We start from the raw sequence: 1,640 nt of genomic DNA on the forward strand, positions 1-1,640 counted from the left end.
GCCTTGCCAAGTATCGTTCGTTTCGGTTATCTGCAGCGTTTTTTTCAGCTAGGTGCCGATGTCCATGTCAGTTTGCATATCGATCCTGCAGACAATCAGAGCGCGATAAAAAAGCGGACCCACATGATGACCAGGCTCAAGTCAGAAATTAGCCTTGAAATCAAGGCAGGTACCGATCGCACCATCGCCTTTAACCAACAACTCCATGCCCTACTCGAAGAAGAACGAGAAGACATTCGCTTGGGAAGAGAACGCATTTTTTATGTGACCATCATTTTGTCAGTCAGCTCCAATATCGAAGAAGAGTTCCAAGCGGCGTGTGAACGCATTGAAAAAGAAGGATTTGAAGGATTTCATGTACGTGAAGCGTACAAGGAGCATGATATAGGCTTTCAATCCGTAGCACCACTTGGCGAAAATTTTCTTCATCATCCCATTGAAATGACGGGAACTGCGCTGGCTAATGCTTTCCCCTTTACCAATAGCAAGTTTAGTCACGAATATGGTGTACCGATTGGGTTGGATTTTTACACCGGTCACATGAATAAATACGATGCTTGGGAAGACCACTTGGTCAACAACAACATGGCGATTGTCGGCACATCGGGCTCCGGTAAATCGTTTTTGATCAAGGGTCTGATCGCTCGGAGTGCTCTTTTTGGCATTAAACACGTCCTCATCGACATTGAGGGAGAATATACCGCCACGGTTCGTGCACTCGGCGGAGTCTCTGTGCGCATTGACGAAAATGCCGACTTTCACTTCAATCCGTTTGAACTCGAAGAAGAAGAGATGATGATCGATGGTCGCATTCATGCGGTCGTCTCGGTGAAAGAGAAAATTTCGGATATGGAGCGACTCATCATCACGATGGCCCATCTGCATGGAGAGGATCGAATCGATGCGTACGCTGTGAGCACGATTAACGATATCTTGCAGCATCTCTATGAAGTGGAATTTGGATTTACCGCCGATCCAGATTCTCTTTACATGGTGCACAACGAGTGGATTCGCGATGAACGAGGGGATTTTTTAACCAATCGCACGAAACGTCCGCAACCTCAATTCTCCCATTTCTATGATCGTCTTGTGGAGCGTGCTGAACAAGATCCTCGCTTGATGGATCTGGTCATGCGGCTGCGTCGCTTTAAAGCAGGGGGGACGGCGGGGATGTTTGACTGTCAAAACACATCGAGCCTGCGCGATGTACCGGTGTTGCAATTTGACTTTTCGGGCATGGCTGAACATTCTCCTGTACGGTTGCTTGGCATGCGCGTCTTGCTTGAATGGGTGTTTGAAAAATTCGTGAAAAAGAATCCTCGTATCAAAAAACGTGTCGTGATCGACGAAGCACAAAAATTCTTAGAGCAAGAAGACTTCGCGATGTTTTTAGACAACATCTTTCGCCGTATACGGAAATACAGCGGGAGTGCTGTAGCTGCCACACAGGATTTTCGCAAGTTTGCCGACAATGACTACGGACGAGCCATCATTCAAAACAGCAGTTCAAAGGTCCTTCTCAAACAAGACAAAAACGACAAAAAGGCCATCATGGATATCTTTCAAATCGAAGAGCGTGAATTTGAGGATCTCATGAGTTTCACGCGTGGTCAGGGTCGATGGAGCGTCGGAGAAGAAGT

At 46.9% G+C, this 1,640-nt stretch carries 1 protein-coding gene; it reads left to right on the plus strand.

The features are described 5' to 3' along the window. A partial coding sequence (locus MM817_RS16260) for a VirB4 family type IV secretion system protein (protein ID WP_241717078.1) occupies positions 1-1,640 on the plus strand: 1,640 nt, incomplete at both ends.

It is taken from the genome of Sulfoacidibacillus ferrooxidans (assembly GCF_022606465.1).
Taxonomy (GTDB): domain Bacteria; phylum Bacillota; class Bacilli; order Alicyclobacillales; family SLC66; genus Sulfoacidibacillus; species Sulfoacidibacillus ferrooxidans.